The sequence below is a fragment of the Streptomyces sp. NPDC001732 genome, from assembly GCF_053596315.1.
The window spans coordinates 14,706-28,673 of the sequence record NZ_JBSFFY010000059.1; the positions used below are offsets into that span (position 1 = coordinate 14,706).

Sequence of the window (13,968 nt, forward strand, 5' to 3'; positions counted from 1 at the left end):
TCCGGAAACCGACCCATCTCTGCAGGAGGTACGTTGTGACACTGATCCAGCTGCAGCCCCCCTCGACGAACGCCACCCCCGTGCCCGAGGCGGCGTTCGACACCACGAGCACGGCCGGGCCGCAGGTCTGCGACGACATGACCGTCGAGGTGGCCCTGTCCGTCATGGCCAGCGACAGGACCGGACACCTGAGGGTCTGCGACAACGACGGTCTGTGCACCGGACTGGTCACCCAGGCCCATCTCACCACCGTCCGCGACAGCCCCGCCTACACGGACCGGCTCCAGCTGCGCGACATCCTCGGCGACCGCGGGCCGCACGCCTCGCCCGCCACCATGGTGGCCGAGCACGCCACGCACCACCGCCGGCCCGCTACCCCGTCCGCCGTGGACGAGCAGGTCGGCGCGTCGGGCGTCCTCGTCCTGGCCCTCTGAACCGTCTCACCCGGCGGAACAACTTCCTTCCCTTCCCTGTGATCCCTGTGAGGCATCGTGCGCTGTGCAATCGCCCGCTTCCCATTCGAGCTCACCAGGAACGGCGTCCTGGACTCCATGAAGGACATCAAGCCCGAGGAGGTCGTCGGCGAGTCCGTGATCATCGGTCGCCGCACCTACCCGGTCAAGCAGGTCGGCCAGGTCATCACCCGCCAGGATCGCCGCGACTTCAGTGCCGACGAAGTCGTCCGGGCCATGACCAAGCTCGGCTTCACCTGCCGCGGCCTCCCTCAGGCCACCGCGCCCACCCGCGCCCTCAGCCCGCACCAGCACGCCTCCGCGATGCTCGGCGTCCCGGCGGGCCGTCCGACCGCCTGATCGTTTGACCGACGGGAAGCGTGCGCTGACAACCGAACAGCCAAGAGGGCCCGACCGGCACACGCCGGTCGGGCCCTCCCTCGTACCAGTGAGTTCCTCTGCGCGGCGCGAGGTCAGTGATCGGAGTAGCTGAAGTCGCCCACGGTCCAGGCGCTGACCTCCGCGATCGAGACGCGGTACATCCCACCCGTCTCCGGGATCCCCACCGTGCCCTGGAGGATCCGCGCCATATGGAAGTGCAGATACGCGGGCGGCCCCTCCCCCCGCGTCGGCGCGGTGAACATGGCGGAGAACTCGCCCAGGCGGGACGAGTCCGTCAGGACCTCCGCCACCCGTTGCCGCCACACGGCTTCGGGGGCCAGCCGGCCGGTGATGACAGCACCACCGGTGACCACGGTCAGGGACATCTGATTGCTGTGCCCGGACTCCACCAGCGCGGCGACGTCAACGAGCAGCTCGTCAGGCTTCGACATGAAAGCCGATCCTATTCACGAGTCGTCCCGTCCCCCCGACCGTTCGTGCTGCCGAGCAAGACGGACAGTCGCTGTCTTCCCCCGAGAGACCCGGCAGGTGACCGCGGCCGCTCTGGCGAGCCGGTTGGCCACGGGCCGGCCGAGGCCTCCAGCGATGCCGATTACCTCCTCACGAGATACGCGAAAATCTCTGTTGGCCAGAGTAGACATTGAGCGGTGGCGCGGTTATGGTTTCTCTCGTACCCAGAGAGACAGCAGGGCCTGGCAGAGAAGAACTGCCGGCAGTGCATGTAATCGCAGGACGGTGCGGCGGTGGAGTTTCGAAGCCAGGGTTGTTACAGGACGGCGACGGGACTGACGGCCGGACCGGGGTGGCCCGCAGCGAGGGGCCGCCGGAGCGGGGCCGCTGTCATGGAAGGTGCGGTCCCGTGAGTGCAGTCCGCAGTACCCCGCAGTGAAGTGACTGAGCGGTACCTCGGTGAAGGCGTCGGCTGCGGACGCGCGCACCGGGAAGTTCGGCAGTGGGGTTCCAAGCCAGAACAGATGTAGGAAGGCAACGGGGCTGGCTGCCGGAGGCGGCGCTGTAACCGGCCGCTGAGCAGTTCGCATCACCAGCAGTACGCAGTGCCCCATGGTAGATAGTTGATCACCGAGGGAAGAACGGAGGAGCCCGCGCCATCAGGATCGCCCGGGCCGGAACAACGAGCCCGGGTACCGCAGGACATCGATAGTGAGGTGGTCCCCGGTCAAGCAACCGCGATCCCCGCAATCCCGACAGCAGCCAGGTCGGGTCCGCGGACACAGAATGCCGGTGCAGTAGCAGTATCAGGGCCGGCAGGTGGTGTAGTAGTTCCTTCGGGGCCCTGGTGCCGTACGGCATCAGGGCCCCTCCATGCGTTCCACAAGAGAGGTGCAAGTGACAGCAGACGACTCGTATGGCCGACTTGACGACGACGACTACCCCGCCTACACGATGGGCCGGGCCGCCGAGATGCTCGGCACGACCCAGGGCTTCCTCCGCGCCATTGGCGAAGCCCGTCTGATCACCCCCCTGCGCTCGGAGGGCGGGCACCGCCGCTACTCCCGCTATCAACTGCGCATCGCCGCCCGTGCCCGCGAACTGGTCGACCAGGGCACGTCCATCGAGTCCGCCTGTCGCATCGTCGTCCTGGAAGACCAGCTCGAAGAGGCGCAACGCATCAACGCCGAGTACCGCCGCGCCGCCGAAGCGGCAGAGCCGCCGACCGAGGACTGAGGCGGTGCGAGTCCGCCGGACACCGGCGGACCGGAAGGCATGAGACGTGCCTGCGGGAACTGTGAAGCGTTCCACCGCGGGGAGGGGCTTCGGCTTTTCGCTTAGGACCGTAGTGGCCCGGACGTCTTCGCCCACTACTCGGCGATCAGCCCTTCGAGCTTCCGTGAGCTCCAGAAGGGCCAGGTCGTGACGTTCGACGTCACCCAGGGCCAGAAGGGCTCCCAGGCGGAGAACATCAACCCGGCCTGGCCTTCCCGCCCCTCCGGCGGAACCGGGATCCTCCCGGATCCGCCGCAGGCGGGCTACGGCGACCCCCGGATCGCCCCGGTCCAGGGGTCGCTCACGGCATCATGCGGAATTTGGAGGTATGCGCGTGGGGTGCCGACCAGGAAACGGCGCCACTGGGCACGGGCGTCACCTCCTCCCCTGGCACCGCCGCGTGCCACAACGTGCCAGTAGCGGCGGTGAACAGCGGTCAACAAGGGATCCGCCGAGGCGGCCAGAACAGTACCTTCAGTGAACGTTCTCGCAGCTCAGCAACCCTGCGAGCCATCAAGTGCCGGTTGATTCCCAAGCTCGGAGCGCGAGTTCGATTCTCGTCACCCGCTCCATGCAAAAGCCCCAGGCCAGCAGCCCGGGGCTTCTTTGTTGTCTGGACCTCTCAGGTTTCTCGGCCGGTGCAGCCGGCAACTTTGCCGCGTATGGCCGGCGAGCCCGCCGACCTGGTTCCTGCCGTCGCGAGCGATCACGCCGACAACGGCAGGGGGCAGCGTGCGCTGGGCACTCGTGCTCCACGGTGAATTCCGGGTCGGTACGGCGCGTCTCGCCCTAAGGGTTGTCCCGCAATACCTGGTGGATCAGCGCGCGGCGTCGGATGCGGTGCATCGCAAGGCGGAGGGGCGTCCGCATACTGGATGCATTCGGGCGTTCCGACAACGCGGCGAGGACGGGGTCTTCCTGCTCGAGCGCAGCCGAGAGCTCGGGGAAGTGGCTGTCGTCGTGCGCCCGCCAGGTATTGCGGGACAACCCTTAGCGTGCACCCATGAGTGAGGACACGTGGCCGAGGCGCTGCGAAGTGAGCTTGCCGCACTTGAGGCACAGGAGCCCGAGAAGGACGCCTCTGCGGCCGACGAGGAGTTCCGCCGCGTGACACGGCCCGGTATGCGCGCTACGAGGAGCTGTACGACGCGCAGGAGGCGGGCGCGGTGTTCCTCGGCGAGCAGGGATGCGGCCATGCGTCGCCGATGGTGATGACGGGCCCGCACCGAGGGGCCGTCCGGGAGGATCTGAGACCGATGGACCGAGGGATCGAGCCGACCGGGCATGACTTCACGTACTGGTACCGAAGTTGGCTCGAACGCACCGAACAGCGACTCGAAACCTGACAGGGTGAGGACCATGCAGTACTGCGAACGCCATGAAATGCACAACTGCGCAGACTGCGCTCCGCGCGCACCCCGCGGCAGCGCACCCACCAGCGACTGGGACGGCTGGCCGGTGGCTACGATCATCATCCACGCCAGCGGCAAGGCCCACCTTCCCGGCTGCATGCACATCACCCCGGCCGACATCCGGCCACCCGTCTACGGCTGGGTGCTCGCCCCCTCACCCGGAGCATGGCGTCGTCTCGCGCCCTCCAGCCCGCTCCGCGCCACCCAGGGCAACGTCGGACGGACGGCCGTAAGCCGCTGCCAGGATTGCGACGCGACGCAATAGGGACGCCGCTCGACTCCTCGGTGGGGAAGAACCTGCCCGTTCAGGCCGGCCGACCGTGCCCTTCGGAGCGGTGAACAACGGTCGGAACGAGTATGACCGGATCACTGCCAAGAGCCGCCCATGAGAGCGTTCCCGCAGGTCGGACAGCTGTGGGCTGGACTGCCGTCTCCGCTGCCTCCGCCGGTCTTCGCCCTGACCGTCGTCCTCGGTACCACGACCACCCGGACGCCGGCACTACGGAATCCGACTCACGCCCACGCAGAACGCTCGGCTGGGAAACTCCAGCCGAGCGTCTGGCTGCACTGCTGACAACAGCCGCTTGACCAGCGGGTTGCTACGCCCTCTTGAATCCGTCACCGGGAGCGGGCCTGTGCATCCGGCGTGGCCTCCAGGCTGCCATCAGGTCAGATCGTCGGTGTGTCGTCGACGATCTCCTTGTGCGGTTCGACAATGAACTTCCAGCCCTCGCTGGGCTCCAGGAACCGCACTCGGGTCGGGTAGATGTCCAGGGCGCGGCGGTCGCGGTTCTGGCTGTTCGCGTTCTTCCGCGCCCGGACCGGCTCCTCGTACAGGTCGACCTTGACGTCCGGCACCGCGAGGACTTCCTCGCTCCAGCGCTGAACGACTCCCGCACCGAACGCGTCCCGCGCGGCGGAGTAGAGCGACTCCAGGGATTCCTTGTTCCCGCTGGGCACGAAGAGCGCAAGGTTCAGGAGGACGCCGGCACTCTGGAGAACCTCGATCTCCTCCCCCTCCTTGTCGGCAATCCAGATCCCGGCCTCTTCGGCATTGTCCGGGAGGACGTGAATCTCCTCACCGAAAACCGTCCTCGCAGCGAAGGACCCTCCCTCGAAATTTTTGCCCGGCTCCGTGAGAAAAGCCGGGGCGTAGCAGTCGAGAGGAAGGCCACTCGTCCCTGCCGAGACGAAGATTCCGTCCTGGGGGCCCAAGCCTGAAATCTCCTCGGCCGTAAGACGTCGAGCCGTAACCTTCTCGGTGTTCACGCCATTCCCCTTTTTAATCGCGGCGTCCTGTGAATTCATTGAGACTCTACCACGAAAAGGATCAGTCACTTCCCATTACACATGGCCTCGCACTCGTGGTGACACCGGCCAACCTGCAAGCAATTCCTTCCGGGGGAGCAGCGGACAACTCCTCCTGCATCACCGAAGAAACGCGGCACTCATGGAGAAATACGGAGGCGCCCAGGAGGCGCCGTCTCGCTTCGGCACTGTTTTCAGCAACGCCGCCGGTCACCGAGGTCAAGGCGGTCGGACATCCGACGCGAGGACCGTACGAGCCGAGGGTCACCCCGTAATCCCTGGCGGATCGGCTCGCGGTGTCGAACATCGCGCTTCCGCCAGGTATTACGGAAAGCCCCCGAGGAACAACGCAAGCAGATTACGCATTCACAGCCTCCTGGGTCGCACCCGGACAAAACGCCGAACTGCGCGCACCGAGCGACAACTCCGATCGAATCAGAATTGGGCGGTCTTTCCGTTCTCAGCGGCATGCCGACGACTGCGGACCAACATATGAGAGTTCTGCGATCGCGGAGGTCAACAGCGGTCTCTGCCAGTTCCGGGATCGCATTCTCGGCCCCGGCAGGAAGAGGTGCGGACGAGAAACGCAGAAGCCCTCCGCGGAGCACAGCAGCTCGCCCCCCGACGCACTCTCCCGCACGCGAGGGTCGCTGGGCTCCGGGTGAGGGGGCGGCTTCCCGCGCAGGCCCGCGTACGCCGGTATCAGGGTGCGCAGGTCCTTCGCGGGAAGCTCGGGTGTGCCTCCGGGCATCGTGGCTCCTCAAGGCGTACGAACAGCAACGGAACGCTGCGGGCACGTTAGTACGTGCCACCGACAACCCGTACAGCGACGACCGCCTCATCCCACCCCCAATTACGAGTGCGGCAAGACCCGAACCGCTCCGGAGGGCGAGCGCTGATCAGTGCTCCTCACAACGTGTGCCACGACATGCCGGCAGGGGCGGCGGCCGAGCCGGGCAGCAGGTGTGAGGACCGGCCCCGCAGTGACGGCACGGCCGTGGTGGAGGACGAGGGGGCCGTCGCGAGCCGGGCGGCCGGGCCGAGACCGTGCAGCATGGCGAGGCTTGTGAGGCCGGCGTTCCGGATCGGACCGAGAAGTTCGGACAGGTCCGGATGCCGAGCCGGTTGATCAGTTCGTCCTGGGCGAGGAGTTTCAGGTCCTGGGCAAGGGCGTGGGTCGACGAGACGTACTCCCGCTGCGCCCCGAGCGCAAAGCGGAACGTCCGTGCGCTGTGCACCGGAGGGAAACGGGTCGCGGTCGTCGGGGGACGGCGTCAACGCCGTGGCAGCACTCGCCGCAGTGGGCCCCACTCAACCCGATGTTCGCAGTCGGCGGGGCAGCGGGCCGGTCTTCTGCTCGCAGGAGTGGTGTCTGCGGCCCGAACGGCTCGTCGTCGGCTCTTCCTGGAGAACCGATGCATGGCATCACAGCCTTGCCTTTCCGATCTCCGCCGTGCCAAGTTCGCCGGCGCCTGCCCGCAGCGCCCTCCGGGCTTGCCGGTCCCAAGCACGGCCCGGTACACCTGCCGCTCCACCTTGCCTGGTCGGGGTTGACCACGTTCGACCTCGACCGGCCCCGGCTGCGGATGAGCCACTGCCGCATCGTCCTGGCCGAGGGCCGGCACGACGACCTGGTCCAGTACCTCGACCAGGACCTGCTCGTCGGCCTGTGGCCCACACTGCGCACACTGGTCAGCCCTGATGTCCGCGAGGTCCGGGAGAGCGCCTTCGGCGAGCCGGCCGACAGCGTCCGGGCCGCTGCGTGAACCTCACGGGCCTGCACCACCGCTTGCCTGCCGGACGTGCTCGCCGGGGGCGGTGCATACCCTCTCGCGCTCACCGGCGACCACGCGGTCCAGGCGCACGGCCTGGTCGACCGCGGACTCGCCAGGGGTCTGATCGATGTGCAGGCCGCCACGGGCCGCTGGAACCCCGTCGAGCTCGAAGAACTCGGCCGGCCCCGTGCGCGCGACTCCTTCGGTCTCAGCCGAGCTCGGCGCCCCGGGACCACACCGAATTCACACCTCAGGGACAAACACCCAGGCCAGAGGCGCTTCGACCGGACAAGCACCCATGATTCCCGAGCTCGGAGCGCGAGTTCGGTTCCCGTCACCCGCTCCACGGCGAAGGCCCGGGGCGGCGGCCCGGGCCTCGTCCGTTGGCCAGGTCATTCCCGTGGCAGGCGCCATTCGCGTGCCGTGAGGGCGCTTCCGGCCTGCACCGATGGCATGCCCGGCGCCCCTGACGGCGGGAGCCCCGCCCGGCCCGGCTCCACGGGCACCCGGCGGCTCGGGGTCTTCGGTCGTTCCCGGCAACTTCCGGTGCGGGGAGTCGAGTCGACGGGCTACGCGAGGAGGCCGTCCGCGTCCAGACCGGGCCGGGCGCGGGTGAGCGGGAATGGCTGGAAATGAGCGATCGACCGTTCGGCATCCCTTCCTCGGGATCGGGGCGAAAACGGTTACTGAAGCAGATCGTGTGCGACAGTATGGGGAGCGAAAAAGCCCTCTGAGCAGGTGAGTTGAAACTTTGAACATCTCCGTCGGAGATACGGGATTCTCGCGTGCGTTGCGGGCCGCCTTGCTCTCAACTGATTGTTGATCAGGCCGAAAAGACTCATGGATTGACTGAAATGGCTCGCTACGATGACGAGCGTGTCAGCAGCGCACACAACCTTCACCTGGCGGGGATGAGCGACTCACATGACTGTGGTAGGCGAGCGCGGCGGGAGACAGCCGCTGGACTTCTGCGTCCTCGGGCACCTGGATGTCTCGTCCTCGGGACGCACCGTCCCGCTCGGCGGTGCGCGCGAGCGGACCGTTCTGGCACTGTTGCTCCTCGAAGCAGGCCACGTGGTGCCCATCGACCGGCTGATCGACGCGGTCTGGGACGACGAGCCACCCGCCACCGCCCGCGGCCAGATCCAGTTCTGCGTCTCCGCGTTGCGCCGCCGACTGGAGCAGGCCGGTGGCGGGGACCCGATAGAAACCCGGCGTCCCGGCTATCTGCTCCGTGTCGACGGACACCGTTTCGATGTGAACGACTTCGAGGAGCGCGTCCGCGAGGCGCGGGCCACGCGGGCGGAGGGCGACCTGGAGTGCGCCATGGGCCTGTTCCGCTCGGCACTGGCGCTGTGGCGGGGCTCCGCGCTCGCCGACGTCGACAGCCCCCTGGTGCGGCAGGCCGTGGGCCGGCTCGACGAGCGGCGGCTGACCGTGAACGGGGAGTGCCTCGAGTGCGCGCTGGACGCCGGTGAACACCACGAGGTGATCGGCGAATTACGTGCACTGGTCGCCGAACACCCGCTGCACGAGCGCTTCTGGGTGCTGCTGATGACCGCCCTGCACGCCTCGGGCCGCAAGGCGGAGGCGCTGGACGCCTACCGGGCCGCGTACAAGGTTTTCCGCAGCGAGCTGGGGATCGCGCCCGGGGCCGAGCTCCGCAACCTGCACGCGGGGCTGCTGTCCGGCGACGACACCGTCGGCCCGAGGAGCCACGCGCCGTCCGGCCCCGCCGCCCGCCCCGACGCGTCCCACTCCGACGCGTCCCACTCCGGCCTGTCCCACTCCGGCGCGGGCCACCCTGCCACGCACACCGCCCCCCACACCGCCACCGCGCCGCCCCCCGACCATCACACGGGCGATCCGATGGGCGCGCCGGGCGGCTCCACGGAGCCGTCCCCCGGCCAGGACGCCGCCATGGCCTCCTGGCCGGCCTTCCCCTCCGCCCCCGCATTCCGAAGACCGAATCTCCTGCCCGCCGCCATACCGGACTTCACCGGGCGCGAGGAGGCCGTCGAGACCGTCCTGACGCAGCTGACGGCCCACCAGACCGGTCGGGCGGCCTCGGGGTCCGGGCAGGCCCCCGGCTCCGACAACGCCGTTCCGGTCTGCGTGGTCTTCGGGCCGGGCGGCGCGGGCAAGTCGACGCTCGCCGTGCACGTCGCCCACCGCCTCACCGCCCAGTTCCCGGACGGCTGCCTCTACGCGGAACTGCGCTCCGGGGAACGGCCGGTGAGCCCCTCGATCGTCCTGGAGCGGTTCCTGCGGACGCTGGGTGTGGCCGGTCTGATCCTGCCGAAGACCCTGGAGGAGCGGGCCGAGCTGTTCCGGAACCTGGTCAGCGGTCGCCGCATCCTGATCGTCCTGGACGACGCCATGACGGTACGGCAGGTGTCCGCCCTGCTGCCCGGTACGGCCGACTGCGCGGTCCTGGTGACCAGTCGCTGCCGCCTGACCGCACTGCCGTCCGCCGGGCAGTTGGAGATCGACACGCTGGACGAACAGGGAGCGGTGGAACTGCTCACCCGGTTCATCGGTCCGGAGCGGGTGAGCGACCGGGAGAGCGTGGCGGAGCTGGCCCGGTTGTGCGGCAGGCTGCCGCTGGCGCTGCGGATCTGCGCGGCCCGGCTGGCGGCCCGGCCGCACTGGACGGTGGCCGACCTGGTGCACCGGCTGACGGACGAGTCCCGCCGCCTGGACGAGCTGAGCCACGGCGAGATGACGGTGCGGGCCAGCACCTCACTGACGTACGACAGCCTGCCCGACGACGCCAGGCTGCTGTTCCGCCGGCTTGCCCTGCTCGACGTGCCGAGCTTCCCTGCGTGGGTCGGCTCCCCGCTGCTGGACGTCGACGCGCTGCGCGCGCAGGAGGCCCTGGAGGTGCTCGCGGAGGCCTACCTCATCGACGCGACCCCGGTCCTCGGCGGCCAGGTCCGGTACAGCTTCCACGACATCACCCGTCCGTTCGCGCAGGAGCAGCTGGCCGAGGAGAACGCGCAGGAGCGCGGCGCCGCGCTCGAACGCTGGCTGGGCGCGCTGCTCTCGCTCGCCCAGGAGGCGCACCGCCGTGAGTACTCGGGCGGCTTCCTGGAGCAGGCCAGCGGTGCCAGCCGCTGGCCGCTGCCGGAGCGGCTGGTGGAGCGGCTGCTCTCCGACCCGCTCGACTGGTACGAACAGGAACGCTCCACGATCATCGCGGCGGTGCGGCACGCGGCCGCGGCGGGGCTCGTGGAGCACAGCTGGAACCTGGCGCTGAACTCGGTCACGCTGTTCGAGGCGCGCTGTTACTTCGACGACTGGCGGGAGACGCACGAGGTCGCCCTGGAGGCCGCGTGTCAGGCGGGGGACGTCCCCGGTGAGGCCGCGATGCGGTACTCGCTGGGTTCCCTGCACATGTTCGAGCAGTCGGCGGAGCCCGGACGGCGGCAACTGGACCGGGCGTACGAGCTCTACCGGGAGCTGGGCGACGAGTCCGGGGCGGCGCTGACGCTGCGCAACAGCGCGTACCTGGACCGGCTGACCGGCGACCTGCTCTCCGCCCGGGTCCGGTGGGAGGCGGCGCTGACGGTGTTCCAGGAGTCGGGTGATCGCGTCGCCGAGGCCCATGTGCTGAACAGCCTGGCGCAGACCCGGCTGGACATGGGCGAACCGGACGCCGCGCTGACGCTGCTGAACCGGGCGGACGCGATCTGCGGCGCCGTGGGCAACCGGCGGGTCGCGGCGCAGGTCCGCAACCGGATGGGCGGGCTGCACCTGGCGATGGGACGGCTGTCGGACGCCTACGAGGCGTACGCGTTCGTCCTGTCGAGCGCGCGGGAGGCACGGGACCGGGTCGGGGAGTGCTACGCGTTGCTGGGCCTGGCCACGGTCGAAGTGCGTCGGGACCGGCAGGGCCCGGCCCGGACGATGCTGATGAAGGCGCGGGAGCTGGCGACGGTGGCCGGGGCGCGCCTGGCGGAGTGCCGGATCGCGCTGATGCTGAGTTCGGCGTCGCTGCCGGGCGACGTCCAGGCGGCACGGGCGTACGCGGAACGGGCGCTGGCCGGATTCGAGGCCATCGGGGCACCGTTGCAGCGGGCGGAGGCCATGGTGGTACGGGGCAAGGCCCGTGCGGCGGGCGGGGAACTCACCGCGGCGCGGACGGACTGGCTGGACGCGCGGGAGATCCTGGTGAAACTGCGGGTGGGCCGCGGTTACGCGGAACTGTCGGACGAGATAAGCCAGTTGCTGGGCGATCGGCCGGGGGCGACCGGAACGAAGGGCGGCACCATGGCCGAGACAGCCGGGCGCTGACTTCCCCGGAGCCGGAGTTGGCCCCGGAGCCGGAGTTGGACCCGGACCGGAGCCGGAGTTGGACCCGGACCGGAGTCGGCACACATGCCTCTTGCCCCGGCAACACCGCTGCCCCCGGGCGCGCTGTGCGCCGGGGGGGCAGAGAGCGGGTCGGGGAGCGGGTCAGGGCCTGTCGGGGCGACGGACCGGCCGCGGTCGGTCAGTCCCAGATGGTGTTGCCGTCGCCGGCGGCGGTGAGTGCCGTCGGAGCGGTGTGCGCCGTCACAGCCGTCCCGCCGGCGAGGAGAGCCGACAGGGTCGGTGCGCTGGGCGTGACACGGTGGAGGAGGAAGTGAGCCGTCATGGTGCCATCTCCTTGAAACCGTTCCGGGGCCGCCGCCCCGGGTGGGCCGGCCGCCTTGATGACATCGATCGTGCGGCAGGCCGCTGTCGGCCCGTCTCCCGCCCGGCATCGACCCGCTGTCGACCCTCTCTCCAGGGAACAGCGGAGTGATAGCGCGACGATGCCTGCCCTTCCTAACTTGCTGGCAGGGCCCGCCCGGCCGGCGGCTGCCCCTGGATCGGAAGTGGTGAGCCGTGAGTGTGGACATCCGCATAGTGGACACGTCGTTCGGTGTTCCAGCGGCCGACGTCGACGTTCTGCTGAGCCGACGGGCGGAGGACGACTGGCAGGAGGTGGTGCGGGGGCGCACCGACCCGGACGGACTGCTGGTGGTGCCGCCCCGGCCCGAAGGACGGCCGGGTTCGGCGGTCTACCGGATCGAGTGCGATCTCGACGCCTACTACGCGGTACTCGGCGTGGTTCCCCTCTTCCCCCGGCTCACCATGGAGGTGAGGGTGGTGGAGCCGGACGTGCAGCTGTCCCTGGCGATGGTGATCTCCGCCCACTCCGTCTCCGCCCATCGGGGAGCCTGAGAGCCTGTCGGGCGACCTCCGGGTGCCCTGCCGTGCCGACAGGCCGGGGACGGCGGCCGGTCAGCGCGGCAGGGCGACCAGGTCGCGCACCTCGCGCTCGACCGGCGGGCACGGGGCCGGTACGACGGGGAAGAGGTCCGGCCCGAGCCGCTCGCCCGCCGCGTCGCCGAGGAGCGCGCCCAGCCCGGTGTCCGGCTCGACGAGCAGGCGCTTCACGCCCACCACGACGGTGCGCAGCAGCCCGGACACCGCCTGCGGAGCGATCAGGTCCGGATTCACCCGCATCGTCATCTCCATGTACTGCGCCCCGTCGCTGTTGACCCGCAGATAGAACGGGTGCCCGGCGTGCCGGGGCGGCGGGGACCACTCCAGTACCGCGTCGGGCGCCGGGGCGGCGGCCGTGGTGGGCGGGGCGGTGCCCGGGTCCTCCTGCGGGGCCGGGGAGGCCACGTAGTTGAACCAGCAGTCGTGGTGGAAGAGCGGCTTGTCGTCGGCCGCGGCCCCGGCGCACAGGCGGGCGGCGCTGTCGACGTCGTAGCAGCCGTGCCGGTAGGCCAGCATGGCCGCCAGATGGGCGCGTTTGACGAACGCGGCCAGCGGGGTGTCCCGGTCCACGGCGAGCGACAGCGGCACCAGCTGGTTCATGGTGCTGACCAGGGACAGCCAGGCCGGGTCGAACCGGTTGGCGCACATCACGCTGAGGGTCACCCGGTCGTGGTCGAGGTGATCGGCGAGGGCCAGCGCCGTCAGTGCGGTGAGCAGGCTCTGCGGGGAGACCTTGTGCGTGCGGGACGCCTCCGCCACCAGGGCGGCCAGGCCGTGGGAGGAGAGGGTGGCCTGCACCCGGCGTTCGTCCGTGCCCCCGGCCGGGACCAGCGGCAGGTTGTGCGGGAGGGCGGTGTCCAGCACCTTCTGCCAGTAGCGGTCCGCGCCCCGGCGACGGGTGGCCCACGCCTCGCCGTGCTGGAGGAGCGCGAGCTCCCGGGGAACCGGGGCGGGTTGCGGCTCCGCACCGCCGGCGAGGGCACGCAACTCGGCCTCCAGCGCCCGGACCGCCCAGACGTCGACCACCATGTGGGACATCGACACCGCCAGCCAGGCGGGCCGCCCGGCCACCCGGATCAAGGTGGCGTGGCGGCCGGGGTCGCCGACGACCGGGAAGGGCACCGCGTACAGGTCCCGCAGCACCCGCATCGCCTCCGCGCCGTCGAGACGGGGCAGGTCGACCCGGGCGAGGGAGAAGGGCGCCTCGTCGTGCACCCGCTGGAAGGGCCGGCCGGCCGAATCCGTGTGGAAGGTGGTGCGCAGGGCCTCGTGCCGGGCGGTCAGGGCACGCAGGGCACGCTCGACACCGTCCTCGGTGAGGCCGCTGACGTCCCACAGGGCGGGGACGTTGACCTCCATCAACCGGTCGGCGGGAAAGGTCTCGATCGAGCGCCAGGTGGACAACTGCCCGAACGTGAGGGGCGCGTCGGCGGCCATGGGTTCTCCATGAGGTGGGGGACCGGTGGGAAGGGGCGCGGCGGCCCGCGCGGCGGCCGGGGGCCGGTGCGCGGGCCGCACGCTTCGTGCTGCCTCTTCGCGGCGTGAGGACGGTCCCGTAATCCGTGGCGGATCGGCGCGCGACGTCGGATGCGGTGCACCGCGAGGCGGAGAGACGTTCGCATACTGGCTGCATTCGGA

Annotated in this window: 11 protein-coding genes and 3 pseudogenes; 9 read left to right on the top strand and 5 right to left on the bottom strand. The window is 70.0% G+C overall.

Features of this window, described 5'->3' with window-relative positions; genetic code table 11:
- The first annotated feature begins 35 nt into the window (after nucleotides 1–35).
- Both ACWCXX_RS33135 and ACWCXX_RS33140 read left to right on the top strand, forming a co-directional pair.
- Nucleotides 36–434, top strand: a complete 399-nt coding sequence (locus ACWCXX_RS33135) for a CBS domain-containing protein (protein ID WP_451133781.1) — start codon at nucleotides 36–38, stop codon at nucleotides 432–434.
- Nucleotides 435–491: 57 nt separating this feature from the next.
- Nucleotides 492–812 carry an SCO5918 family protein gene (locus ACWCXX_RS33140; protein ID WP_451133783.1) on the top strand — a complete coding sequence of 107 codons (321 nt, stop codon included), beginning with the start codon at nucleotides 492–494 and terminating at the stop codon, nucleotides 810–812.
- Nucleotides 813–925: 113 nt separating this feature from the next.
- On the opposite strand, the gene ACWCXX_RS33145 is transcribed toward ACWCXX_RS33140, so the two are convergent.
- Nucleotides 926–1,285, bottom strand: a complete 360-nt coding sequence (locus ACWCXX_RS33145; RefSeq protein ID WP_451133785.1) for a hypothetical protein — start codon at nucleotides 1,283–1,285, stop codon at nucleotides 926–928.
- A 916-nt stretch (nucleotides 1,286–2,201) separates the two neighbouring features.
- Here ACWCXX_RS33145 and ACWCXX_RS33150 point away from each other — a divergent pair.
- The 3 genes and pseudogenes from ACWCXX_RS33150 (at nucleotide 2,202) to ACWCXX_RS33160 (ending at nucleotide 4,256) form a co-directional block, all read left to right on the top strand.
- On the top strand, nucleotides 2,202–2,540 hold the full coding sequence (locus ACWCXX_RS33150; protein WP_366288915.1) for a MerR family transcriptional regulator: 339 nt from the start codon (nucleotides 2,202–2,204) through the stop codon (nucleotides 2,538–2,540).
- Between the two features lie 46 nt (nucleotides 2,541–2,586).
- Nucleotides 2,587–2,786, top strand: a pseudogene (locus tag ACWCXX_RS33155) (cold-shock protein); the annotation flags it as partial.
- Between the two features lie 1,251 nt (nucleotides 2,787–4,037).
- Nucleotides 4,038–4,256: a hypothetical protein gene (locus ACWCXX_RS33160; protein ID WP_451133788.1), complete on the top strand. Its 219-nt coding sequence runs from the start codon at nucleotides 4,038–4,040 to the stop codon at nucleotides 4,254–4,256.
- A gap of 404 nt (nucleotides 4,257–4,660) precedes the next feature.
- Here ACWCXX_RS33160 and ACWCXX_RS33165 read toward each other — a convergent pair whose 3' ends face one another.
- Together ACWCXX_RS33165 and ACWCXX_RS33170 are read right to left on the bottom strand one after the other, a co-directional pair.
- The gene (locus ACWCXX_RS33165) at nucleotides 4,661–5,260 is read right to left on the bottom strand and encodes a hypothetical protein (RefSeq protein ID WP_451133790.1); all 600 of its coding nucleotides are present in this window, start codon (nucleotides 5,258–5,260) and stop codon (nucleotides 4,661–4,663) included.
- A gap of 948 nt (nucleotides 5,261–6,208) precedes the next feature.
- Complete coding sequence (locus ACWCXX_RS33170; RefSeq protein ID WP_451133792.1) at nucleotides 6,209–6,355, bottom strand: hypothetical protein; 147 nt, start codon at nucleotides 6,353–6,355, stop codon at nucleotides 6,209–6,211.
- A 363-nt stretch (nucleotides 6,356–6,718) separates the two neighbouring features.
- Between ACWCXX_RS33170 and ACWCXX_RS33175 the strand changes: the two are divergent.
- From ACWCXX_RS33175 to ACWCXX_RS33185, 3 genes and pseudogenes are all read left to right on the top strand, one after another.
- Nucleotides 6,719–7,065: pseudogene (locus ACWCXX_RS33175) on the top strand (transcriptional regulator).
- A pseudogene (locus ACWCXX_RS33180) lies at nucleotides 7,062–7,287 on the top strand (hypothetical protein); the annotation flags it as partial. The pseudogenes ACWCXX_RS33175 and ACWCXX_RS33180, both read left to right, overlap by 4 nt.
- A 711-nt stretch (nucleotides 7,288–7,998) precedes the next feature.
- On the top strand, nucleotides 7,999–11,370 hold the full coding sequence (locus tag ACWCXX_RS33185) for a BTAD domain-containing putative transcriptional regulator (RefSeq protein WP_451133794.1): 3,372 nt from the start codon (nucleotides 7,999–8,001) through the stop codon (nucleotides 11,368–11,370).
- 199 nt (nucleotides 11,371–11,569) lie between these two features.
- Here the strand turns inward: ACWCXX_RS33185 and ACWCXX_RS33190 are convergent, their stop codons facing one another.
- Entirely contained in the window at nucleotides 11,570–11,713 is a 144-nt protein-coding gene (locus ACWCXX_RS33190; protein ID WP_451133796.1) for a hypothetical protein, read from the bottom strand.
- 233 nt (nucleotides 11,714–11,946) lie between these two features.
- Between ACWCXX_RS33190 and ACWCXX_RS33195 the strand changes: the two genes are divergently transcribed.
- Nucleotides 11,947–12,285 carry a hydroxyisourate hydrolase gene (locus tag ACWCXX_RS33195; protein WP_451133798.1) on the top strand — a complete coding sequence of 113 codons (339 nt, stop codon included), beginning with the start codon at nucleotides 11,947–11,949 and terminating at the stop codon, nucleotides 12,283–12,285.
- Nucleotides 12,286–12,345: 60 nt separating this feature from the next.
- On the opposite strand, the gene ACWCXX_RS33200 is transcribed toward ACWCXX_RS33195, so the two are convergent.
- Nucleotides 12,346–13,767: a condensation domain-containing protein gene (locus tag ACWCXX_RS33200; RefSeq protein ID WP_451133800.1), complete on the bottom strand. Its 1,422-nt coding sequence runs from the start codon at nucleotides 13,765–13,767 to the stop codon at nucleotides 12,346–12,348.
- Nucleotides 13,768–13,968 lie beyond the last annotated feature (201 nt).